Source organism: Streptomyces sp. NPDC041713, assembly GCF_055591085.1.
Map to the genome: position 1 here is coordinate 72447 of NZ_JBVIZY010000007.1, position 22487 is coordinate 94933.

Annotated in this window: 18 protein-coding genes and 1 other RNA gene; 17 read left to right on the plus strand and 2 right to left on the minus strand. The window is 71.6% G+C overall.

The window, feature by feature from the left end; genetic code table 11:
• Nucleotides 1–40 precede the first annotated feature (40 nt).
• The 4 genes from ACZ6CV_RS22415 to ACZ6CV_RS22430 all read left to right on the plus strand — a co-directional run bounded on the left by ACZ6CV_RS22415 (nucleotide 41) and on the right by ACZ6CV_RS22430 (nucleotide 5632).
• Entirely contained in the window at nucleotides 41–1720 is a 1680-nt protein-coding gene (locus tag ACZ6CV_RS22415; protein WP_469252519.1) for a serine/threonine-protein kinase, read from the plus strand.
• A 146-nt stretch (nucleotides 1721–1866) separates the two neighbouring features.
• Nucleotides 1867–3102: a serine/threonine-protein kinase gene (locus ACZ6CV_RS22420; RefSeq protein ID WP_469252520.1), complete on the plus strand. Its 1236-nt coding sequence runs from the start codon at nucleotides 1867–1869 to the stop codon at nucleotides 3100–3102.
• Nucleotides 3103–3564: 462 nt separating this feature from the next.
• A complete protein-coding gene (gene prfB, locus ACZ6CV_RS22425) occupies nucleotides 3565–4671 on the plus strand; it encodes a peptide chain release factor 2 (RefSeq protein ID WP_355816739.1) in 1107 nt (368 codons plus the stop codon).
• Nucleotides 4672–4954: 283 nt separating this feature from the next.
• Nucleotides 4955–5632, plus strand: a complete 678-nt coding sequence (locus ACZ6CV_RS22430) for an LPXTG cell wall anchor domain-containing protein (protein ID WP_469252521.1) — start codon at nucleotides 4955–4957, stop codon at nucleotides 5630–5632.
• Between the two features lie 143 nt (nucleotides 5633–5775).
• On the opposite strand, the gene ACZ6CV_RS22435 is transcribed toward ACZ6CV_RS22430, so the two are convergent.
• Entirely contained in the window at nucleotides 5776–5967 is a 192-nt protein-coding gene (locus ACZ6CV_RS22435; RefSeq protein ID WP_362368444.1) for a hypothetical protein, read from the minus strand.
• 264 nt (nucleotides 5968–6231) lie between these two features.
• Here ACZ6CV_RS22435 and ftsE point away from each other — a divergent pair, with 264 nt between their 5' ends.
• The 7 genes from ftsE to dacB all read left to right on the plus strand — a co-directional run bounded on the left by ftsE (nucleotide 6232) and on the right by dacB (nucleotide 13707).
• Nucleotides 6232–6921: a cell division ATP-binding protein FtsE gene (gene ftsE, locus ACZ6CV_RS22440; RefSeq protein ID WP_055569411.1), complete on the plus strand. Its 690-nt coding sequence runs from the start codon at nucleotides 6232–6234 to the stop codon at nucleotides 6919–6921.
• 80 nt (nucleotides 6922–7001) lie between these two features.
• Nucleotides 7002–7919, plus strand: coding sequence for a permease-like cell division protein FtsX (ftsX, locus tag ACZ6CV_RS22445; protein ID WP_358705669.1), 918 nt, complete (start codon nucleotides 7002–7004; stop codon nucleotides 7917–7919).
• 78 nt (nucleotides 7920–7997) lie between these two features.
• Complete coding sequence (locus ACZ6CV_RS22450; protein ID WP_469252522.1) at nucleotides 7998–9206, plus strand: S41 family peptidase; 1209 nt, start codon at nucleotides 7998–8000, stop codon at nucleotides 9204–9206.
• Nucleotides 9207–9224: 18 nt separating this feature from the next.
• Nucleotides 9225–9746, plus strand: coding sequence for an SsrA-binding protein SmpB (gene smpB / locus ACZ6CV_RS22455; protein ID WP_362368450.1), 522 nt, complete (start codon nucleotides 9225–9227; stop codon nucleotides 9744–9746).
• Between the two features lie 142 nt (nucleotides 9747–9888).
• Nucleotides 9889–10277, plus strand: a transfer-messenger RNA (tmRNA) gene (ssrA, locus tag ACZ6CV_RS22460).
• A gap of 225 nt (nucleotides 10278–10502) precedes the next feature.
• On the plus strand, nucleotides 10503–10775 hold the full coding sequence (locus ACZ6CV_RS22465; RefSeq protein ID WP_355816756.1) for a hypothetical protein: 273 nt from the start codon (nucleotides 10503–10505) through the stop codon (nucleotides 10773–10775).
• Between the two features lie 1339 nt (nucleotides 10776–12114).
• On the plus strand, nucleotides 12115–13707 hold the full coding sequence (gene dacB / locus ACZ6CV_RS22470; RefSeq protein WP_469252523.1) for a D-alanyl-D-alanine carboxypeptidase/D-alanyl-D-alanine endopeptidase: 1593 nt from the start codon (nucleotides 12115–12117) through the stop codon (nucleotides 13705–13707).
• On the opposite strand, the gene ACZ6CV_RS22475 is transcribed toward dacB, so the two are convergent.
• Nucleotides 13628–14926 (minus strand): MFS transporter, encoded by a 1299-nt coding sequence (locus tag ACZ6CV_RS22475; RefSeq protein WP_469252524.1) that lies wholly within the window; start codon nucleotides 14924–14926, stop codon nucleotides 13628–13630. The two genes, dacB and ACZ6CV_RS22475, sit on opposite strands and share 80 nt — an antisense overlap.
• Nucleotides 14927–15040: 114 nt before the next feature.
• Between ACZ6CV_RS22475 and ACZ6CV_RS22480 the strand changes: the two genes are divergently transcribed.
• The 6 genes from ACZ6CV_RS22480 (at nucleotide 15041) to ACZ6CV_RS22505 (ending at nucleotide 22297) form a co-directional block, all read left to right on the plus strand.
• Nucleotides 15041–15619 (plus strand): hypothetical protein, encoded by a 579-nt coding sequence (locus ACZ6CV_RS22480; protein WP_469252525.1) that lies wholly within the window; start codon nucleotides 15041–15043, stop codon nucleotides 15617–15619.
• Nucleotides 15620–15628: 9 nt separating this feature from the next.
• Nucleotides 15629–16636 carry a LysR family transcriptional regulator gene (locus ACZ6CV_RS22485; protein ID WP_469252526.1) on the plus strand — a complete coding sequence of 336 codons (1008 nt, stop codon included), beginning with the start codon at nucleotides 15629–15631 and terminating at the stop codon, nucleotides 16634–16636.
• Nucleotides 16637–16793: 157 nt separating this feature from the next.
• Nucleotides 16794–17573, plus strand: a complete 780-nt coding sequence (locus tag ACZ6CV_RS22490) for a hypothetical protein (protein ID WP_469252527.1) — start codon at nucleotides 16794–16796, stop codon at nucleotides 17571–17573.
• A gap of 380 nt (nucleotides 17574–17953) precedes the next feature.
• Nucleotides 17954–20029, plus strand: a complete 2076-nt coding sequence (locus ACZ6CV_RS22495) for a glycosyltransferase (protein WP_469252739.1) — start codon at nucleotides 17954–17956, stop codon at nucleotides 20027–20029.
• Between the two features lie 2 nt (nucleotides 20030–20031).
• A complete protein-coding gene (locus ACZ6CV_RS22500; RefSeq protein ID WP_469252740.1) occupies nucleotides 20032–21309 on the plus strand; it encodes an acyltransferase family protein in 1278 nt (425 codons plus the stop codon).
• A 385-nt stretch (nucleotides 21310–21694) separates the two neighbouring features.
• Complete coding sequence (locus ACZ6CV_RS22505) at nucleotides 21695–22297, plus strand: hypothetical protein (RefSeq protein WP_469252528.1); 603 nt, start codon at nucleotides 21695–21697, stop codon at nucleotides 22295–22297.
• The last annotated feature ends 190 nt before the right edge of the window (nucleotides 22298–22487 follow it).

The following is a 22487-nucleotide window of genomic DNA, read 5'->3' on the forward strand; positions in this document are numbered from 1 at the left end:
GTCCGGACGGGACCAGCCAGACCAGCAGGGAGCGCATGACGTGCGGCCGGTAGGCAGCAAGTACCTGCTCGAGGAGCCGCTCGGGCGCGGCGCCACGGGCACCGTCTGGCGAGCCCGCCAGCGGGAGACCGCGGGCGCCGAGGCGGCCGTTCCCGGCCAGCCCGGCGAGACCGTCGCGATCAAGGTCCTCAAGGAAGAGCTCGCCAACGACGCGGACGTCGTGATGCGCTTCCTCAGAGAGCGGTCCGTGCTGCTCAGGCTGACCCACGAGAACATCGTCCGCACCCGCGACCTGGTCGTCGAGGGCGATCTCCTCGCCCTGGTCATGGACCTCGTCGACGGCCCCGACCTGCACCGCTACCTGCGCGAGAACGGCCCCTTCACGCCGGTCGCCGCGGCCCTGCTGACCGCCCAGATCGCCGACGCGCTGGCCGCGAGCCACGCCGACGGCGTCGTGCACCGCGACCTGAAGCCCGCGAACGTCCTGGTCAAACAGGACGACCAGGGCATGCACCCGATGCTCACCGACTTCGGCATCGCGCGCCTCGCGGACTCCCCGGGCCTGACCCGCACCCACGAGTTCGTCGGCACGCCCGCCTACGTGGCGCCGGAGTCCGCCGAGGGCCGTCCGCAGACCAGCGCCGTCGACATCTACGGCGCGGGCATCCTGCTGTACGAGCTGGTCACCGGCCGCCCGCCGTTCTCCGGCGGCTCCGCGCTCGAAGTTCTGCACCAGCACCTCAGCGCCGAGCCGCGCCGCCCCTCGACCGTCCCCGACCCGCTGTGGACGGTCATCGAGCGCTGCCTCGACAAGAACCCCGACCGCAGGCCCAGCGCCGAGAACCTCGCCCGCGGCCTGCGCGCCGTCGCCGAGGGCGTCGGCGTGCACTCGACCCCGGCCCAGATCGCCGCCGCGGAGGGCGTGGGCGCCCTGCTCATGCCGGACCCCGCGCCGGCCCAGGTGCCCGACGCCCCCGGCGCCGCCGACCCCACGCAGGTGCTGCCGAGCAACGCGGGTTCGTACGACCCGAGCGCGCCGACCAGCGTCATGCGGAACACCGGCGGCCACGGAGCGGGCTCCCCGGACGCCGACCCGACGTCCGTGCTGCCGACCGGCCCCGGCGCCGCCGACCCGACCGCGGTCATGCCGCCGGTCCCGCCGAACGGCCCCGGTGGCCCGAACGACCCGCACCCCTGGCAGAGCCAGATGGCCGCGGCCCGCGACCGCAACGAACAGACCCAGTACCAGGCGCACCTGGACCCGAACGACGACCCGCTGCGCCGCCGCCCCCAGCGCCAGGTGGCCCGCCCCCAGCAGCCGCCGCAGCAGCGCCCCCAGCAGTACGCGCCGCAGCAGCCGCGCGGGCAGCGCCAGCAGCAGTACGCCCCGGCGCCGCAGCAGCACCAGCCCCAGCCGCAGCATCAGCCCCAGCAGTACGCGCCGCCGCCGCAGCCGGCCACGCCCCGGCAGGCCGAACCGCGCCCCGCGCGGGAGCCGCGCGAGCCCCGCAGGCGCAGCGCCAACCCGATGAAGATCCCGGGTCTCGGCTGCCTCAAGGGCTGCCTGTTCACGATCCTCATCCTCTTCGTCGCGAGCTGGCTGGTCTGGGAGTTCAGCCCGCTCCAGGACTGGATCGGCACGACGAAGGGGTACTGGGAGCAGCTGACGGACTGGTACCACACGGTCAGCGGCTGGATGGGCAAGATCGGCGGCAAGTAGCCGCGCACGGACGCCCCGCCCGCACGGCAATCCCCGGACGACTTCGGGGATTTGTCGACATCTGCAGGGTGATTTCCGCTCCCGGAGTGAAGGTTGGCGGCAAGGCCGCGTAGTTTTGTCGCCAACACGCATCCGTAGGAGCAGTCTTGACGCGCAAGATCGGCAGCCGGTACACCGCCCACCAGATCCTGGGCCGTGGCAGCGCCGGCACGGTGTGGCTCGGCGACGGACCCGAGGGCCCGGTCGCCATCAAGCTGCTGCGCGAGGACCTGGCGTCCGACCAGGAACTCGTCGGCCGCTTCGTCCAGGAGCGCACGGCTCTGCTCAGCCTCGACCACCCGCGCGTGGTCGGCGTGCACGACCTGGTGGTCGACGGCAACGACCTCGCCCTGGTCATGGACCTCGTGCGCGGCACGGACCTGCGCACCCGCCTCGACCGCGAGCGGCGCATGGCCCCCGAGGCCGCCGTCGCCATCGTGGCGGACGTCGCCGACGGCCTCGCCGCCGCGCACGCCGCGGGCATCGTGCACCGCGACGTGAAGCCCGAGAACGTCCTCCTCGACATGCAGGGCGCCCTCGGCCCCGGCGGCGCGCACCCGGCCCTCCTCACCGACTTCGGCGTCGCCAAGCTGATCGACTCCCCGCGCCGCACCCGCGCGACGAAGATCATCGGCACCCCCGACTACCTCGCCCCCGAGATCATCGAGGGCCTGCCGCCGCGCGCCGCCGTCGACATCTACGCGCTCGCCACGGTCCTGTACGAACTCCTCGCGGGCTTCACGCCGTTCGGCGGCGGGCACCCCGGGGCGGTCCTGCGGCGCCACGTCACCGAGACGGTGGTCCCCCTCCCGGGCATCCCCGAGGAGCTCTGGCAGCTCCTCGTCCAGTGCCTGGCCAAGGCCCCCGCGTCCCGGCTGCGCGCCTCCGAGCTGGCCGCCCGGCTGCGGGAGCTGCTGCCGCTGGTCGCCGGGATGCCGCCGCTGGACGTCGACGAGCCGGAGACGGAGTCCGCGCAGGCCGAGGAGGCGTACGAGGACTCCGCCCCCGAGCCCCGCGAGAGCGCCCCGCGGCGCGGCGCGGTCCCCCTCGTCCCGGGCTCCGCGTCCGCCGACTCCAACCGCGACACCCACACCTCGATGCGGGTGCCGGGCCCCGACGAGCTGGCCGGCGGCGCCCGCGGCACGGCCCGCGCGCCCCGCGCCTCGGGCACGGCCCGCCCCGGCTCCGCCAAGCACCGGGCCTCGGCGCGGCGGCGCCGGATCACGCTCGGCGTGGCGGGGGTGGTCCTGGTGGCCGCGGCCGGGGTAGGCACGTGGATCGCCACGAGCGACGACGACCCGGCCCCCTCGGCCCCGGGCAACTCGGCCCCCCAAACCCCCTGACCGCGGGTGCGCGTCCGCGGGTGGGTGGGGGTTGCTCGCGCAGTTCCCCGCGCCCCTTAACCGTTCGTGTGCGGGTGGGTGGGGGCTTGTCGCGCAGTTCCCCGCGCCCCTTAACCGTTCGTGTGCGGGTGGGTGGGGGCTTGTCGCGCAGTTCCCCGCGCCCCTGGGGTGGTCGCTCACTCGTGTCGTGTGCGGGTGGATGGTGGTTGCTCGCGCAGTTCCCCGCGCCCCTGGGGGGTCTGCGGGGGCCTGCGACGAGAAGGGGAGCCGGACCTCGCCGGGCAGCCGGAGGGTGAGTCAGGGGCGCGGGGAACTGCGCGAGCAACCCGAGACGACCCGCAGACGAAGGCTTAAGGGGCGCGGGGAACTGCGCGAGCACGCTGTGACGGCCCGCAGGGGGGAGAACCCCTGGCCCCGGAGGGGGCGCCGTCCCACCGTTGCCGGAACCGTTACGCTGGAGTCGTGGCAGTCGTCGATGTATCCGAAGAGCTCAAGTCCCTCTCCTCGACCATGGAGTCGATCGAGGCCGTCCTGGACCTCGACAAGATGAGGGCCGATATCGCCGTGCTCGAGGAGCAGGCAGCCGCACCGTCCCTCTGGGACGACCCCGACGCGGCGCAGAAGATCACCAGCAAGCTGAGCCACCTCCAGGCGGAGGTCAGGAAGGCCGAGGCGCTCCGTGGGCGCATCGACGACCTCGGCGTGCTGTTCGAGATGGCCGAGGAGGAGGACGACCCGGACACCCGCGCCGAGGCCGAGTCCGAGCTCGAGTCCGTCAAGAAGGCGCTGGACGAGATGGAGGTCAGGACCCTCCTCTCCGGGGAGTACGACGCCCGTGAGGCCGTCGTCACCATCCGCGCCGAGGCCGGCGGCGTCGACGCCTCCGACTTCGCCGAGAAGCTCCAGCGCATGTACCTGCGCTGGGCGGAGCGCCACGGCTACAAGACCGAGCTCTACGAGACGTCGTACGCGGAAGAGGCCGGCATCAAGTCGACCACCTTCGCCGTCAACGTCCCGTACGCCTACGGCACGCTCTCCGTCGAGCAGGGCACCCACCGCCTCGTGCGCATCTCGCCCTTCGACAACCAGGGCCGCCGCCAGACCTCCTTCGCCGGCGTCGAGATCCTCCCCGTGGTCGAGCAGACCGACCACATCGAGATCGACGAGAGCGAGCTGCGCGTCGACGTGTACCGCTCGTCGGGCCCCGGCGGCCAGGGCGTCAACACCACCGACTCCGCGGTGCGCCTGACCCACCTGCCGACCGGCATCGTCGTCTCCTGTCAGAACGAGCGCTCGCAGATCCAGAACAAGGCGACCGCGATGAACGTCCTCCAGGCCAAGCTCCTCGAGCGCCGCCGCCAGGAGGAGCAGGCGAAGATGAACGCGCTCAAGGGCGACGGCGGCAACTCCTGGGGCAACCAGATGCGTTCGTACGTCCTGCACCCGTACCAGATGGTGAAGGACCTGCGGACGGAGTTCGAGGTCGGCAACCCGGAGTCGGTGTTCAACGGCGAGATCGACGGTTTCCTCGAAGCCGGAATTCGCTGGCGCAAGCAGCAGGAGAAGTAAAAGCCGCCCGAGAACGGCTTTATCGACAAGGCAACTGCCGCCCAAGAGGCGGCAGTTGCCTTTTACGTCACAGTCACATGTCCGTAGGACGGTCAACTGCCCCCATATCGGGCATCGCGCCCGCAACGACCTTGACGCTGCTGCGAAATGCGGAAAAGCTAGCGCGCGGCATGCGTATTCCTGGGGCGCGTGGGATCTGTGGGGGCTGAGCGAACCGCCCCCGGCGGAACGCAGCCCCGGACGCTGCCTCTCTGACACATGAGCTACTGGGGGTAGCAGCCAGATGACCAAGAAGACGCGGATCCGTGTCGCGCGAATAGCTGCCGGTGCGGTGATCGCCGCCGGTGCCTCGCTGACCGCCGCGGGTGCCGCCTCGGCCCTCGACGTCGGTGTCGACCTCGGTGGTGTGGGCGTCGGCGCCCACGCCGACGAGAGCGGTGTGGGCGTGGACGTGGGCGTGCAGCAGCCGGGAGACGAACCTACGTCGATCCCGGACGAGCCCACCGGGGAGCCCACCGACCCGGAGGAGCCGACCGGAGAGCCCACCGACCCGGAGGAGCCGACCGGGGAACCGACCGAGCCCACCGAGGACCCGGACCCGACGCAGCCCACCAGCGACCCGACCGACCCCACGGACCCGACCGACCCGGGCAACGGTGACGGCGGCAACAACGGCAACGGTGGCGGCCACGGCGGCAACGACAACGACCCCGACGGCGGCGCCAACCCCGTCGAGCAGGGCAAGGGCAAGGACAGCCTGTCCGACACCGGCTCCCGGCCCGTGGAGCAGGGCGGCAACCACGCCGACCAGGCGGCCGCCAAGGGCAAGGGCGGCGAGCTCGCCGAGACCGGCGCCACCGAGACCACGTTCCTGCTGCTGGGCGCCGCGACGATGATCGCCGGCGGCATCGGCTTCCGCTTCCTGCCGCGCGTCGTCGGCAACCGCGGCGCCGCTGCCTGAACCAGGCGGTGACGTACGCCACGTACGTGTGAAAGAAGGGCCCGGAGCTCCATCGAGCTCCGGGCCCTTCTCTGTGACTCCGTCGGTGCGTGCCGTGACGCTCCGTGGCCGGGCGGCCGCGTCCTTCCGCGGGCTCCGCGCCGTTACGCGCTCTGGTGCGCCAGCAGCGCCACCGCCGCGATCAGCACCACGAGCAGCGCTATCAGGGCCGCGGGATTGAGGCCCGCGAAGGGCCCCTCCTGCTGCAAGCGCTCGCGATTGGCCCGGCACACGGGGCAGCGGCCTTCGTTGACGGGCGCTGCGCAGTTCGCGCATACCAACCGATCCAGGGTCATGCGCTTCTCCTCCCGCACAGTCTCAGCCTGCCCAACGCTGAGGGGGACCCAATCGTTCCCCCTACCACTGTGCCAGCTTCCGTGGATTTCGGCGCGGCCCGCCGCCTTCCGACGGTTTCCGACCGTTCCGTGCACCCGGTCGCCACTCTCGCGTTTCCCGGGCACTTCCGAGACAATTCGCGCAACTTAGGACGCCGACTGCGCTCGCACACCGCCTTCGCGTAGGGTCACGCTCACCTACCCCCGGCAACCCGTGGTGCATCCGTGATCCGATTCGACAACGTCTCCAAGGCCTATCCGAAGCAGACCCGCCCCGCGCTCAGGGACGTCTCCCTCGAGATCGAGAAGGGCGAGTTCGTCTTCCTGGTGGGGTCATCCGGCTCCGGAAAGTCCACCTTCCTGCGGCTCGTCCTGCGCGAGGAGCGCACCAGCCACGGCCAGGTGCACGTCCTCGGCAAGGACCTCGCGCGGCTGTCCAACTGGAAGGTGCCGCACATGCGGCGCCAGCTGGGCACCGTCTTCCAGGACTTCCGTCTCCTGCCCAACAAGACCGTCGGCGAGAACGTGGCCTTCGCGCAGGAGGTCATCGGCAAGTCCCGCGGCGAGATCCGCAAGTCCGTGCCCCAGGTCCTCGATCTCGTGGGCCTCGGCGGCAAGGAGGACCGGATGCCGGGCGAGCTCTCCGGCGGTGAGCAGCAACGCGTCGCGATCGCCCGCGCGTTCGTCAACCGCCCCAAGCTCCTCATCGCCGACGAGCCGACCGGCAACCTCGACCCGCAGACGTCCGTCGGCATCATGAAGCTGCTCGACCGGATCAACCGGACCGGCACCACCGTCGTGATGGCCACCCACGACCAGCAGATCGTGGACCAGATGCGCAAGCGGGTCATCGAGCTGGAGAAGGGCCGTCTCGTCCGCGACCAGTCGCGCGGCGTCTACGGCTACCAGCACTGACGGTCCCGTCCCGCCGACGGGCCCGCCCCCGCTCGTACCGTCTGATCCACCTGATCCACCTGATCCACTGAAAGGCCGCCATGCGCGCCCAGTTCGTCCTGTCGGAGATCGGCGTCGGTCTCCGCCGGAATCTCACGATGACCTTCGCGGTCATCGTCTCCGTAGCGCTCTCGCTCGCCCTGTTCGGCGGCTCGCTGCTCATGCGTGACCAGGTGAGCACGATGAAGGGCTACTGGTACGACAAGGTCAACGTCTCGATCTTCCTGTGCAACAAGGCCGACGCCGAACAGGACCCCAAGTGCGCCAAGGGCGCCGTCACGAACGAGCAGAAGGACCAGATCCTCGGCGATCTGAAGAAGATGCCCGTCGTGGAGAAGGTCGTCCACGAGTCGGCGGACGAGGCGTACAAGCACTACAAGGAGCAGTTCGGCGACTCCCCGCTGTCCAGCTCGCTGACGCCGGACCAGATGCAGGAGTCGTACCGCATCAAGCTCAAGGACCCGGAGAAGTACCAGGTGGTCGCGACCGCCTTCTCCGGCCGTGACGGCGTCCAGGAGGTGCAGGACCAGAAGGGCTATCTCGACAACCTCTTCGGGCTCCTGAACGGCATGAACTGGGCGGCCGTGGCGGTGATGGCGCTCATGCTCGTCGTCGCGCTGATGCTGATCGTCAACACCGTGCGCGTCTCGGCCTTCAGCCGCCGGCGCGAGACCGGCATCATGCGCCTGGTCGGCGCGTCCAGCTTCTACATCCAGATGCCGTTCATCATGGAGGCCGCCGTCGCCGGTCTCATCGGCGGCGGACTCGCCTGCGGAATGCTGCTCGTCGGCCGGTACTTCATGATCGACCACGGTCTCGAACTCTCCGAGAAGATCAACCTGATCAACTTCATCGGCTGGGACGCGGTCCTCGCGAAGCTGCCGCTGGTGCTCGCGATCGGCCTGCTGATGCCCGCGCTTGCCGCGTTCTTCGCGTTGCGCAAGTACCTGAAGGTGTGACAAGAGCCCTCTGTGTGTCCGGGCGCCGTACGGTTCAACCCGCCGTACGGCGCCCTTCGTTGTCCTAGACTCACCGGCATGTCAGGCCTCGACCGGTTCGCCGATCGGATCTCCGCGCCCCGCCGCATCCGCCGCGGGGCGACCCTGACGTTGGTCTTCGCGAGCGTCCTGGTGACCGGCGCGGCCACCGGATCGTGGAGCGACGCGGCGGACGAGGGCCGGAACGCGCCATCTCCGTCGGTCCGTTCCGACGCCCTCGCCCCGCCCGCCGACGGCGCCGGCGGCGACACCGACACCGCGGACGACGCCGCCGACGCGGCCGCCGAGGCCATGGCCGACGGCAAGTCCGGCAAGAAGGCCGCCGAGGAGGCCGTCAGCCGCAGCGGGGACCGCTGGGGATCGGTGTACTCGCCCGGGGAGTTCCAGGAGTTCGAGAAGGCGCTCGGCGGCGGTTACACGGGCGTCGGCCTCTGGGCCCGGCGTGCGGCCGACGGTCGCATCGAGGTCTCCCGGGTGCGGCGCGGCGGGCCCGCGGACCGGGCCGGGCTCCGTGAGGGCGACCGGCTGCGCTCCGTCGACGGCGAGCACGTCACAGGGCGCCCCGTCACCGAGGTCCTCGGCCTGCTGCGCGGCGACCGCGCGGGCACCCCGGTCGTCCTCGGCGTGCAGCGCGGCACGCGCGCGTGGCGCGAGACCCTGCACCGGGCGCACGTCTCCACGGACCCCGTCACCGTCACCCAGCTGCCCAGCGGCGCCGTCCTGATCAGGGTCGCGGCGTTCACCAAGGGCTCCGGCGAGGCCGTGCGCAAGGCGGTGCGCCGGGCACCCGACGGCGCGGGCATACTCCTCGACCTGCGCGGCAACTCCGGAGGCCTGGTCTCGGAGGCGGTCACCGCCGCGTCCGCCCTGGTCGACGGCGGTCTGGTCGCCACGTACGACGTACGGGGACAGGAGAAGGCGTTGCACGCCCGGCGCGGCGGCGACACCGCGCGGCCCCTGGTCACCCTGGTCGACGGCGGCACGATGAGCGCGGCCGAACTCCTCACCGGCGCCCTGCAGGACCGCGGCCGCGCGGTCGTGGTGGGGTCCAGGACCTTCGGCAAGGGCGCGGTGCAGATGCCGAGCCGGCTGCCGGACGGATCCGTCGCCGAGCTGACCGTCGGCCACTACCGCACGCCTTCGGGGCGTGCGGTCGACGGCAGGGGCATCACGCCGGACCTGGAGGCCGAGGAGGGGGCCGCGAAGCGGGCCGAGACAGTATTGACTGGCCTCGGACCCCCCTCGTAGTGCGAAAATGGCCGCACTATGGCGAAGGAAAAGGTAAAGCGCAAGGCCGCGAAGGCCGCCGAGAAGGCACCCGCCCGGAAGATCGTCGCGCAGAACAAGAAGGCGCGGCACGACTACCACATCCTGGACACCTACGAGTGCGGCCTGGTGCTGATGGGCACCGAGGTCAAGTCGCTGCGGCTGGGCCGGGCCTCCCTGGTGGACGGGTTCGTGCACATCGACCGCGGTGAGGCGTGGCTGCACAACATCCACGTCCCGGAGTACGTGCAGGGCACCTGGACCAACCACTCGGCCACGCGGAAGCGGAAGCTTCTGCTGCACCGCGCGGAGATCGACAAGCTGGAGTCGAAGTCGCAGGAGTCGGGGCACACCATCGTGCCGCTCTCGCTGTACTTCAAGGACAGCCGGGTCAAGGTCGAGATCGCCCTGGCCAAGGGCAAGAAGGAGTACGACAAGCGGCAGACGCTGCGGGAGAAGCAGGACACGAGGGAGACGAACCGCGCGGTGTCCGAGGTGCGGCGCCGGCAGGGCATCGCCTGAGGGCGTCGTCCGCGGGCGGCACCGGAGGAATAGGCTGGCACCGTCGTGCGTTGGTCACGTACGATGGGTCTTGCCCCGCTGAAGACGGGGCGCCCGGGCCTCTGGGCCCAGGATCGAGAGATCCACATTGAAAAATCAACATGGGGATGATCGGTTTCGACAGCGGATGTCGAAGCAGGGGAAGCGAGCCGAGGAAGCGGCAATGATCTCGTAAACCATATGTCGCAACAAATAATCGCCAATTCCAAGAGCGATTCCCAGTCCTTCGCCCTCGCTGCCTAATAAGCAGTGACTGAAGGACCCTAAATGGGTGTCAGCCCGGGGATGTTCCCGACCCGGATCCTGGCATAATCTAGGGAACTAAACCGCCGCACCCGGTCACGGGGTGCGACGGGAAATCAAACAGTGACTGGGCCCGTCGGAGACTTGTTCGCGAGATCTCCGGGGCCGAGAAAATCGCAGCGAACTGCGCTCGGAGAAGCCCTGGTTCTGCACCGTTGGACGCGGGTTCGATTCCCGCCATCTCCACAATTCCCATGTGAGGACAGAGCCCCTCGGCCATCGGCCGGGGGGCTTTTTCCATGCCGTGCGTTCCATGCCGTGCGTTCTGTGCCGTGCGCGCGAATGCGGTGTGCCTCGGAAAGTGGGGCACATCTTCTGGGCGAGTGATTCGTTACTGCAGCAGAGTGCAGGTTATGTCCCACAGTCGGGCGGCACAGGGGCCGGGCTGAGTACGCATGTGCAGGAGGCAGTCGCTTGGATGCCACCGTCACTCTCTTCGGTTCACTGGTGGCCAGTCTCGGAGTGCTCGGCGCGGCGGTGGTCGCGTATCTCGGCAAGCGCGGCGAGAACGCGCTCACCGGTTACTCCAGTCTCACGGAGAAGCTCCAGACGGAGCGGGACCGGCTGGAGCGGCAGGTCGCCGAACGTGACGTGAAGCTGGCGGAGTTGAACGCTCTGCACGCGCACGACCAGAGCGAGATCGCGCGGCTGCTCATCGCCAACCAACGGCTCGGAGGCACGCCGTGACCCAGCTCGAGCGACTTCTGGCCCGCCGCTGGCGCCGTGTCTTCCTGGTCTGCGTCCTGCTCGCGCTCTCCGGTGTCGCGGCGCTGTTGTGGGCGCGCATCGACGCGGGGGACCGGCGGGCGGACCGGTTCGCGGTGGAGGCGGACCGGCGGGGCGACGCGGTGTCGACGCTGGCGCGCGACGTACGGACCCTGCGGGCGCAGGTGCGGGCCCACGGGGACACTCCGGCTGCGCCGGATCCCTCCGAGGCGATCGACGACTTGCTGGAGCGGGTTCGGGTGCCGGCGGGGTCGCCGGGGGTGGCGGGGGCGGCGGGGTCCGACGGTTCGAATGGGTTGAACGGGGCGGATGGGAAGCCGGGGGAGAAGGGTGTGCGGGGGGATGGGGGGCTGCGGGGGGCGCGTGGTGATGAGGGTGAGCCGGGGCCGGTAGGGGCGTCTGGGGAGCCTGGGGTTCCGGGGGCGCAGGGGGTGCCGGGGGTTCAGGGAGCGCAGGGGGCTCAGGGGGTGCCGGGGCCTGAAGGGTCGGCGGGTCCTGCGGGGCCGCCGGGGGCGGAGGGGGCGGTGGGGCCTGTCGGTCCTGCGGGGCCGCGGGGTGAGGCGGGGGCGTCGGGGCCGACGTGTCCTGGGGGGTACAGCTTGCAGCAGTCGCCGGGGGACCCGGATGCGATGGTGTGCCGGCGGTCGGGGGGAGGGCCGTCGGGGCCGGCGTCGGCGCTGACGCTGCTGGCGGCGCTGCCGCCACAGAGGCGGCGGTTGCCGGGGGGCGTGTAGGTCGGGGGCGGGACGCCGAGGGTGGGCGTCTGCGCCTGCCCGTTGGGGGGTACGGGACGCCGAGGGTGGGCGTCTGCGCCTGTTGCCCGTTTGCGGGTGCGGGGGCGCCTTGGGCTGGGGTCTGCGCCTGCTGTCCGTTTGTGGGTGCGGGGCCGCGGGGGTATGTGCGAACTCGCCATCCACTGTTCGCCACGCCTCACGAACAACATTGCTATTGCTGGCTCGGTGCTCCGTGCGCACATACCCCCACGTCCCCTCCCGATGGTGGGCGGGTGCGGCCTCCCGGTGGGTAGCGCCCGCCCCCGGCACCTCGACCTGAGCCGCATGGGGCGGGGTGCGCCCACCCACCCCTACCCCCGCCCTGCGTCGCGGGGTGAACGGGTGGGTGGGTGGGATATATCCGCCGCGGAGCGGCGGGACTGTTTGAAGCCCGCAGGGGGAGTCGGGGGAAACCCCCACCCGGGGATCCGACGCGTAGCGGCGGGCCGGGATCTGCGACAGGCGACCACGCCAGAATCCGCGTGGGGGCTGTCGCCCCGAGACCCCGTCGGGGATGCTCCAGGGTCATGAAGAGACCCGTGAGACGCCGCGTCAACGCCCGCCACTGGATCTGGCCCGCCGTGCTCGCCCTCGCCGCGGGCGGCCTCTCCGCCGCCGGGACGGCCGGCGCCGACTCCGATCGGTCCGGGCTTCCCGAGACCATCGACACCATTCTCGGCGACCCTCGCATGGAGGGCGGCGTGGCCAGTGTCGTGGTCGCCGACTCCGCCTCCGGCGACGTCCTGTACCAGCACCGCTCCAGCGGGCGCCTGATGCCCGCCTCCAACACCAAGCTGCTCACCTCGGCCGCCGCCATGGGGCTGCTCGGTCCCGGCCATCGGTTCACCACCGACGTCCTGGCGGAGGGGGTAAGGCGTGGCCGGGAGTTCAAGGGTGATCTTTATCTGCGCGGGACCGGTGACCCTACGACCCTCGCCAAGGACTACGACCAACTCGCCGCGAAGGTCGCCGACTCGGGGATCCGGCGGGTCTCGGGGCGGCTCGTCGCCGACGACACCCGGTTCGACGACCGGCGCGTCGGCGACACCTGGGGCGGCGACGACGAATCCTCGTACTACGCCGCGCAGATCAGCGCGCTGAGCGTCGCGCCCGACACCGACTACGACACGGGCACCGTCATCGTCGAGGTACGGCCCGGTGCGCGTGCCGGGGACAAGCCGCGTGTGAGCGTCACGCCCAGGACCGACTACGTGGACATCGACCTGCGGGCCCGCACCGTCGCGCAGGGCGGCGACGACACCATCGCCGTGGAGCGGCGGCACGGCGAGAACAGCATCACCGTCAGCGGCACCGTCCCCGTCGGCGGGGAGACCACCAAGGAGTGGGTGACCGTCTGGGAGCCCACCGGGTACGCCGCCGCCGTCTTCCGGGACGCCCTCGCCGCGCACGGCGTGCGGGTCGGCGGTCCCACCCGGACCGGGCTCCGCACACCGAAGGGCGCCAAGAAGCTCGCCTCGCACGACTCCATGCCGCTCAAGGACCTCCTGGTCCCCTTCATGAAGCTCTCCAACAACATGCACGCGGAGAGCCTCACCAAGGCCATGGGGTACGAGGCGACGGGCCGGGCCGGGAGTTGGGGGGACGGGCTCACCGCCATCGGCGGGTATCTGAAGACCGTCGGCGTGGATCCGGGGAAGATCCGTCAGGTCGACGGGTCCGGGCTCTCGCGCAAGGACAACGTGGCGGCCGAGCAGTACATCGCGCTGCTGCGGTCGGTGAAGGACGAGCCCTGGTTCGACGACTGGTACGCCTCCCTGCCGGTGGCCTGCGCCCCGGACAAGTTCGACGGCGGCACGCTGCGCACGCGGATGTGCGGGACCCCGGCGGCGCTCAACGTCCATGCGAAGACGGGCTCGTTGACCGGTGCGTCCGCCCTGTCCGGTTACGTCAAGGACAAGGACGGGCGCGAGCTGGTCTTCAGCGTCATCCTGAACAACTACCTGCCGTCGTCCGTCAAGGCGCTGGAGGACGCCATCGTCGTCACCCTCGCCTCGTCGACGAAGGACAAGACCGTCGCGGTCACGCCGCGGTCGACGCGCGCGGCCGGGCGGGACGGCGGCGACCTGGAGTGCTCGTGGCGCAAGCCTGTGCGCTGCTGAGCAGCAGGGCGCAGCAGGCGGCGGCGACGGGCACCCCGTAACCCGCGGTGGTGCCCAGGCGTTCCACCGCCCAGCCGCCGCCCGCGCCCCCGCACGCGATGCCCCCGAGGATGCCGGTCACGGCGAGGGTCATGCCCTCGTTCAACCGCCCCTCGGGGGTGCGCCGTTGGACGAGCGTCATCCCGGTGACCATCGTCGGCGCGGTCGCCATCCCGGCGACCAGCAGCGCCCCGGCCAGGACGAGCAGGGAGCCGGAGGCCGCCACGGCGAGCAGCGGCAGGGTCATCAGGGCCGCCATCGCCGCGGTGCACAGGAGGTGGCGGCGGTCCAGCGGGCCGCGCGGTTTCACGGCGCCGTAGACGAGTCCCGCGGCGCAGGATCCCGCGGCCTGGAGGGCGAGGATCAGCCCGGCGGCCGCCTTGTGCCCCTGGCCGTCGGCGTGGGCGATCGTGACGACCTCAAGGGATCCGAAAACGGCGCCGGTGGCGAGGAACGCGGCAAGGAGAGGCGCCATTCCGCGGGCGCGGAGCGGCGACGGGGGCGCGAGTGCGGGTGCGGGCGGTGCGTGGGAGGTGGTGGGCGTACGGAGGCGGGGCGGGGGTTCCGTCGCGCGCTGCGCGGCGAAGAGCAGTACGCCGGAGACCAGCAGCACCACGCCGGTCAACGTGCCCGCCTGGGGGAAGAGCGCGCCGCACAGGAAGGCGGCGAGGACCGGGCCGAGCATGAAACAGAGCTCGTCGGCGGCCTGTTCGAAGGAGTTGGCGGTGTGCACGGCCCGTGCGTCGTCGCCCAGGAGGTGGGCCCAGCGGGCCCGGGACATGCCTCCGGTGTTGGGCGTCGTGGCCGTCGCCGCGTACGAGGCGAAGAGCGTCCAGTCGGGCGCCCCGTACCGCACGCAGAGCAGCAGCGAGAGCGAGCCGAGCGCGGCGACGAGAGTGGCGGGGACGGCGACGCGGGCCTGGCCGTGACGGTCGACGAGCCGCGCCGTCCAGGGAGCGACGACGGCGGTCGCGGCGAGGCCGGTGGCGGTGACGGCGCCGGCCAGCGCGTACGACCCGCGGGCCCCGGAGATCATGATGACGGCGCTCACGCTGAACATGCCCATGGGCAGGCGGGCGACGAGGTTGCCGACGGTGAAGGCGGTGGCGCCGGGTATCGCGAAGAGACGGGCGTAGGGGTTACGGGGGCGGCGCGGGCCACCGGACGAGTCGCTGGGCATGACCTCAGCCTCACCGGGGGCGGGTGACGGGGTCCAACACCTTCTGGCCGCCGATTCACGCACCTGCGATGTGAGTCCCATAGCGGCCGTGCGCGCGCCGTCTAGGGTGTGGCGATGCAGACCACCCGGCCGCCGCACATACCGGCGAACGAACTCCGGCCCGGCCGCCATTGGTACGTGACGGCCGCCCTGACCGCCGCCGTGCTGATCGTGCTGGGGGTGGTCATCGGCGTCTACCGGCTCACGCACATGACGGACGCGGTGGACACCGGTCACCCGTTCCGTGACGGCGACACCGTCACCGTGCGGCTCGGACCGGAGAGCGACAAGGCGATCTGGATCAGCGAACGGGGCCCGTCCCCGGACCAGGAGTGCGACATCACCGGGCCGGGCGGCCCCAGGCTCACCTCCCCGGGAATCGACGTGTACCTCACCCGCGACGAGGCCTGGAACCCGCTGCGCACCATCGAGGTGTCGCGCACGGGCGACTACGAGGTCACCTGCTCGTCGAAGGGCCCGTCCCGGTACGCCATCGGGGACCCCGACGGCCACGTCGGGTTCCTGGCCGGCCTGGTGCCGGCCGTCCTCCTGCCGGTCCTCGGCGTCGGCATCGGCGCCGCCGTCGCGCTCGTCACCTTCGTCCGCCGCCGCGGCCACCGCCGGCGGCTGCTCGCCGGACACCCCGCGCGGTAGGTTCCCGCGATGACCGCAGAGAACGTCACACCGGGCGGCGCACCCGGCGGCGCGCCCCGCGACGTCGATCCCCGGCTGCTGCGTGCCTTCGTCGCCGTCGCCGAGGAGCTGCACTTCACCCGGGCGGCGGCCCGGCTGTACGTGGCGCAACAGGCCCTGAGCCGTGATGTCCGGCGCCTGGAGCGGGAGTTGGGCGCCGAACTCTTCGCGCGGACGACGCGGCAGGTCACCCTGACCCCGGACGGCGAGCGGCTGCTTCCGTACGCGCGGCGGGTGCTGCTCGCCCAAGAGGAACTGCTCGCCGCCGCCACCGGCGCGCGGCGCCCGCTGCTCGTCGATCTGAACAGCCCCGGCCTGGTCTCCGCGCGCATCCTGCGGCGCGCCCGCGAACTGGCCCCGGAGTGCGAGCTGATGGCCCGGTACGAGAGCGGGCTCACCGGCGCGGCGGCCGAGCTGGCCGCCGGGCGGCTCGACGCCGCCTTCGGGCGGTTCGCCGGCCTCGACCCCGCGCTGCGGGCCGGGCTCGCCCAGCAGCCCGTGCGGTACGAGCCGATGGCCGTGCTGCTGCCGAGCGGCCATCCGCTGGCCGAGCTCGACGCGGTGCCGCTGGACGCGCTCGCCGGCGAGGCCGTGTACGCGGGGGCGGGCAACCCGGGCACGCGGGAGTGGACGGACCTGGCGCGCCTGCTCTTCGCGGGCCGGGGCATCGAGATCGCGCCACCCGCACCGCTCGCCGTCGGCCCCGAGGAGTTCGAACGTGTCATGGCGAAAAATCGAAATCCGGTCCTCGCGGTCGTGGATTTTCCGGCCATGCCCGGAGCCGAGCTGCGCCCGCTGATCGATCCCGTACCGCTCTCACCGGTATCGCTGGTGTGGCGGAAAGGCCTTGTTCACCCCGGTATGACCGCTCTGCGAACGGCCGCCGCGGAGCTGGCCGTTGCGGAGAAGTGGCTCCGACGGCCCTCGAACACATGGGTTCCCGCCGTAGATGCACTCATCATGGTGAGTCAGAACTGACTGAGAACCACGCCCGCCACTCCGGTGCGCTACATTCATGCCTCGAGTGCAGTGTGATAGAGGGGGGCGCTCGGATCGGGTGGGGGCTCGGTCCGGACGGCGGTCATTCATGGTCGTACGCGCACCCAAGTCGGTTATGTGGGGGTTGTGCGTACGCATGGAAACTTGGCGAGAAGATGCCCTACCGGGACATACTCACGATCCGAACGAGGTCACCGTTCAGATCGACGGCCTGGGACGGCAACTGGCGGAGCTGCCCGCCGAACCCGGCAGGGAGGGCGCGGCCGACGGGCCGGTCTTCGTCGACGAGACGGGCCGGCGCGGCAGGCGGTACCGGCGAATAGGCATGATCGTCGGCGTCGCCTGCGCGGGCTACGCGGCGGTCATCGTCGCCACGCTGTTTTCGGGCAACTCCAGCGCGCCCTGGGTGCCGATGCCCGATCCCAAGGACGACAAGCCGGCGAGCAAGGTGGACACGCCGCACCGCCCGACGGACGCCGTCGGCCCGTCCGCCCCCTCCTCCTCGTCCACTGCCTCGCCGTCGTCCGACGCGACGGATGGACCCGGCGCGACGCGCGCACCCGGCGAGGACGGCGAGCCCGGCCCCGCCCGGCGCGATGACGACGCCCCGTCCGGCACCCGCCCCGACGCCGGACCCTCCAGCGGCGGCAGGACCGGCGACCCGGCCCCCGACGCGCACCAGGGCGGCACCGACCCGGCCCCGACCGGCGGCACGGCGGGCCCCGGCCCCGCCCCCGCCCCCGACCCCGCGGGGCCGGCCGGACCGCCCACCGGTCCGGCCACGCACCCCGCGGACCCCGGCGCCGACGGCGGCGGGAGCGGCGGCAGCGCCGGCGAGGTCCCCGTCGTCTACACCCCTCCCGCAGATCGGTCCGGCACGGACATGAAGCCGTCCTCGGAGGACGCACAGCGATGAACTCCCGCACCACCGGGGGCCGTTCCGACGGCCCCTGGGACAGTCACGCCCAGAACGGCGATCGGCACCCCGAGAGCGGCGCGGGCCACGGGCCGCACCACCCCGCCCCGGGCGGCTTCCCCCCGAACGGACACACCCCCTTCCCCCCGAACAGACACACCCCCGGCCCCCTCATACCGAGCCCCCTCATACCGAGCCCTCGGACACCGGGCTCCCAGGCATCCGGCTCCCCCACACCGGGCTCCCCCACACCGAGCCCTCGGACGCCCGGCAAGCGCGGCTCCCGGCGGCGCCCCAAGCCGCCCCGCGCCGGTCTGCTGCGCCGCCGCCTCCCCCTGCGCCACCTGCTGCCCTCGCTGCTGCTCGTCGCCCTGCTCGCGATGCTGATGCTGCGTGGATACGTGCACAGTGAGATCGCCGCCGACCACCGCGTCAGACCCCCGGCGCCCACCGACCACGTACCCCGCAAGATCCTGGAGGGCGGCCCGGTCATCGACACCCGGGGCGGCCGCGAGACGACGCTGAGCGTGCCCGACCACCGGCTCGTGCTCACCTTCGACGACGGCCCCGACCCGAAGTGGACGCCCAAGGTCCTCGACGTCCTGAAGGAACACCGCGCCCACGCCGTCTTCTTCGTCACCGGCACCATGGCCTCGCGCTACCCCGAGCTCGTCCGGCGCATGGTGGACGAGGGGCACGAGGTCGGCCTGCACACCTTCAATCACCCCGACCTCTCCTACCAGACCCACAGCCGCATCGACCGGGAGCTCTCGCAGAACCAGCTCGCCCTGGCCGGCGCCGCAGGGATACGGACCTCACTGTTCCGCCCGCCGTACTCGTCCTTCGCGGACGCCATGGACGACAAGTCCTACCCGGTCACCCGCTACATCGGCGGCCGCGGCTACCTCACCGTCGTCAACAACACCGACAGCGAGGACTGGAAGCGCCCCGGCGTCGACGAGATCATCCGCAGGGCCACGCCCCAGGGCGGCGAGGGCGCCGTCGTCCTCATGCACGACTCCGGCGGCGACCGCTCCCAGACCGTCGCCGCGCTCGACCGCTTCCTGCCCGACTTGCAGAAGCAGGGCTACCGGTTCGGCAACCTCACCGAATCCCTGGACGCGCCCAGCGCGCACACCCCGGTGCGCGGCGTCGAGCTGTGGAAGGGCAAGGCCTGGGTCTTCCTGGTCGGCGCCTCCGAGCACCTCACCGACGGGCTCGTCGTGGCGCTCGCCGTCATCGGCGTCCTCGTCTTCACCCGCTTCGGGCTGATGCTGCTGCTCTCCGCGGTGCACGCGCGCCGGGTGCGGCGGCGCGGCTTCCGCTGGGGGCCGCCAGTCACCGAGCCGGTCTCGGTCCTCGTCCCCGCGTACAACGAGGCCAAGTGCATCGAGGCGACGGTCCGCTCCCTGATGGCGAGCGACCACCCCATCGAGATCATCGTCGTCGACGACGGCTCGTCGGACGGCACGGCGCGGCTCGTGGAGGGTCTGCGGCTGCCGAACGTACGCGTCGTGCGCCAGCAGAACGCGGGCAAGCCCGCCGCCCTCAACCGCGGCATCGCCAACGCCCGCTTCGACCTCATCGTGATGATGGACGGCGACACGGTCTTCGAGGAGTCCACCGTCCGCGAGCTCGTGCAGCCCTTCGGCGACCCGCGCGTGGGCGCCGTCGCGGGCAACGCGAAGGTCGGCAACCGCGACTCGCTCATCGGCGCCTGGCAGCACATCGAGTACGTGATGGGCTTCAACCTCGACCGCCGGATGTACGACATGCTGCGCTGCATGCCGACCATCCCCGGCGCGGTCGGCGCCTTCCGGCGGTCCGCCCTGGAGCGGGTCGGCGGCATGAGCGACGACACGCTCGCCGAGGACACCGACATCACCATGGCGCTGCACCGCGACGGCTGGCGCGTCGTGTACGCGGAGAAGGCGCGCGCCTGGACCGAGGCCCCGGAGTCGGTCCAGCAGCTCTGGTCGCAGCGCTACCGCTGGTCGTACGGGACGATGCAGGCGATCTGGAAGCACCGCCGCGCGGTCGTCGAGTCGGGCCCGTCCGGCCGCTTCGGCCGGATCGGCCTGCCGCTGGTCTCGCTCTTCATGGTCCTGGCACCGCTCCTGGCGCCGCTGATCGACGTGTTCCTGCTGTACGGCCTGGTCTTCGGCCCCACCCAGAAGACGGTCGTCGCCTGGCTGGGCGTCCTCGCGATCCAGGCGGTCTGCGCGGCGTACGCCTTCCGCCTGGACCGCGAACGCATGACCCACCTGATCTCGCTGCCCCTCCAGCAGGTCCTCTACCGGCAGTTGATGTACGTCGTCCTGCTGCAGTCCTGGATAACCGCTCTCACCGGAGGCCGGCTGCGCTGGCAGAAGCTCCGGCGTACGGGAGCGCTGGAGGCGCCCGGTTCCATCCCGCGGCAGCGGACGGGCCAGCACGAGCGGAGGCCCGTCGCATGAGCATGAGTCACGGTTACGTACCCGAGTATGTCCCGGCCCCGGTGCCACCGGCTCCGGTCTCCGTACCGCCGGTGGCCGCACCCGTCTCCGTACCGGTGGCGGCCGCACCCAAGAAGCCCGGCCGCGACCGCTATCTGGACCTGTTGCGCTCGCTCGCGCTGGTCCGTGTCGTCGTCTACCACCTCTTCGGCTGGGCCTGGCTGACGATCGTCTTCCCCTCCATGGGCGTGATGTTCGCGCTGGCGGGTTCGCTGATGGCGCGCTCGCTGAAGCGTCCGGCGTGGGGCGTGATCCGGGGCCGCATCCGCCGGCTCCTGCCCCCGATGTGGGCGTTCAGCGCGGTCGTGCTCTGTCTGCTCTTCGCGGGCGGCTGGGACATCGGCGAGGACCCGGACCACGGCGGCACGTGGGGCCTGGTGAGCATGGCCAACTACGTGTTCCCGGTGGGCGCGCCGCCGTTCCCGTGGAACCTGGGGGACAAGGCCGGGCTCCTGGAGGACACCTGGCCGGCGCAGGCCGCGGGCCCGCTCTGGTACATCCGCGCCTACCTGTGGTTCGTCATCGCCTCGCCGCTGCTGCTGTGGGCGTTCCGCAGGCTCCCGTGGGCCACGCTGTTCGCTCCGCTGGGGCTGACGGCGGTGGTCGGCACGGGGGTCGTCGCCATCCCCGGCGAGACGGGCAACGCGGTCTCGGACTTCGCGATGTACGGCAGCTGCTGGGTGCTGGGCTTCGCGCACCAGGAGGGCGTACTGGCGAGGGTGCCGCGCTACCTCGCGGTATCGGCGTCGGCCCTCGTCATGGCCTTCGGCCTGTGGTGGGCGTCGGGTCATCTGGGCCCCGACGGCTGGGACCTGAACGACATCCCGCTGGCGCAGGCGGCGTGGTCGTTCGGCTTCGTGGTGATCCTGCTCCAGTACGCGCCGTCGTGGCAGGAGCTGCCGGGCCGGCTGGCGAAGTGGGACAAGCTGGTCACGCTCTCCAACAACCGCGCGGTCACGATCTACCTCTGGCACAACCTCCTCATCATGGCGACGGTGCCGATCATCGACCTGGCGTACGACCTGCCGTTCATGGAGGACGAGAGCTGGAGCTCGGCGCTCGACACGACGTACATGCTGTGGATGACCGTCCTGGTCTGGCCGTTGATAGGGCTGATGGTGGTGACGGTGGGCTGGGTCGAGGACCTGGCGGCGAAGCGGCGGCCGAGGCTGTGGCCGAACGGGGCGCGGCGGAGGTCCGGGGGACGGCGGGGGTCCGGGGGCCGGCGGGCGGCGGCGTAAGGGGTGGCCGGCGCGGGGGGAGTCGGTGGCCGACCGACCGGCCGGCTGCATGCGTTGTGCGACTGTTATGTAGCGGCAACTGGCCGCAATGGTCTGAAATGCCGTGCAAAAGACGGGCGTTGGGGCCGGTGACGGCGCGCCGCACGGCGCCAGCACAGGAATTGCGCTTCGCGCCAGCGAACATTTCGTCCGCCGAAGTCCGCTGCACGCGGCGGGGTTGCGGATGGCCTCGCGCAATGCGTTGCAATCGCCAACGCCCGCCCGGCGATGGACCGTAACGATCTCGACGCGCCCAGTGACCAACTCCTAAGCTGACGGCTCTCCCTGCCGCCCGCGGTTCTTCCGTGTGCCGGGCGGCGGGTCCACCCTCTGCCAGGAGATCTCTTTGCTTAGCAGGAAGTCCGCGCTGCGCGCGACCGCACCCGTCGCCGTACTCGCCCTCGCCCTGACCGCCTGCGGCGGCGGTGACGACAAGAAGTCGGACGACAAGAAGACGGACGCGTCCACGTCCCAGAACAAGCCCGCGGAGCCGACCTCCCTGAAGGCCGGCGAGAAGACCACGGGCAAGGTGAAGGAGGGCGACGTCGCGGTCACCTACGACGTCGCCGCGGAGAAGGTCGACCTGGGCACGGAGGCCGAGACCAAGAAGCTGGTCTCGGATCCGAAGCAGGCGAAGGGCCTGGTCGCGGCGACCGCCCACATGAAGATCACGCACAAGGCCGGCGCCCCGATCAAGGACGTCCCGGACGTGGCGGACACGACGGAGATCTACGCGGACGGTACCCGCGGCGGCCTGCTCATCGGCGCCGCCGAGGACGCGCCCGGCTGCGAGGACGACCTGGAGCTGGAGGGCTGGAAGACGGGCGAGACCCACACCCTCTGCCAGACGTACCTGGTCCCGACGGGCGCGAAGGACCTCGAGGTCCACTGGGCGGCGAAGGAAGACGGGAAGCCGACGATCTGGAAGTTCGCCGCGAAGCAGAAGTAGCGGACGAGCGGCACGTGATGGGGCCGGGCGGTGCCTTTCGGGGTGCGGGCCGGCCCCTTCGTGTTCGCGTATTCGACCCGCTGCCTCCGCCGTGGACGGTGACCCCGGCGGTGGCAGCGGATTCTGATGATGGATAGCTTGGTTCACTCCAGAGAACCCTTCCCCCCCACGCACACTCCAGGAGCTGACC